The organism is Glaesserella parasuis (assembly GCF_002015085.1).
Lineage (GTDB): Bacteria > Pseudomonadota > Gammaproteobacteria > Enterobacterales > Pasteurellaceae > Glaesserella > Glaesserella parasuis.
Window position 1 is genome coordinate 1 of record NZ_MUXW01000037.1, and the last position, 757, is coordinate 757.

1 protein-coding gene is annotated in these 757 nt (G+C 44.6%); it reads right to left on the reverse strand.

The window, feature by feature from the left end:
* Nucleotides 1-186: 186 nt before the first annotated feature.
* Nucleotides 187-757, reverse strand: a 571-nt coding sequence (locus B0183_RS08830; RefSeq protein ID WP_207552020.1) for a YadA family autotransporter adhesin, incomplete at its 5' end; no start/stop codon positions are given.

Consider the following 757-nt stretch of genomic DNA (forward strand, 5'->3'; position numbering starts at 1 on the left):
GCAGGCAAAATACCCGCTTGTAAAGATGCATCAAAAAAATGGACAATGCCGATTCAGAACTGGAAACTGGCAATGAATCGATTTATGATTGATTTTGGTGATCGCCTAGACGATCACCGTTAAGTTGAAATGGGTGTTTACACAGAATTTGGGATAGGGTCAATTTGTTATAAGCTCCTATCATATCTACCACTGATAACCTACCCCCACAGAGCCGCCCATTTCACCACTAGTATTTGCATTACCTTGTAATTTAAGGATCAGCTTGCCGTTATCTGATGCTCTTGAGTAACCCACAGCCAATGCAGATTGACCTTTGAAAGTCCCCGCTGATGCTGCAATCATTGACTTACCTGGGAGATAAACCTGTGGTAAACCTGCTGCGGCGTTAGAACCTGCAATACCCGCACGCAGAGCTTTATTATTACGGTTGATCTTATTGTGAATATCGCCCATATGCACCTTGTGCTGAGATATTAAGCTATACAACTGGCTACCATTAATCGCATCGGTACTTTGCTCAGAGATTAAACCTGGTGCAACGTTTTGAATACGGCGAGTTTCCATTGTACCATCGCTGTTTACATTACCCACGCTCACCACGCCTTTCACTTCAGTAGCTTTGCCACCTGCGTAAGCGTTATACACACCACCTATTACTTGGTATTCTAAAGCACCCGCTCCCGCAGTGGTTGCACCTGCTGCCACATAGCCTGAGTTTGTACCCAAGAAGACAGAGTTGCTGGTTGTGTTTTTC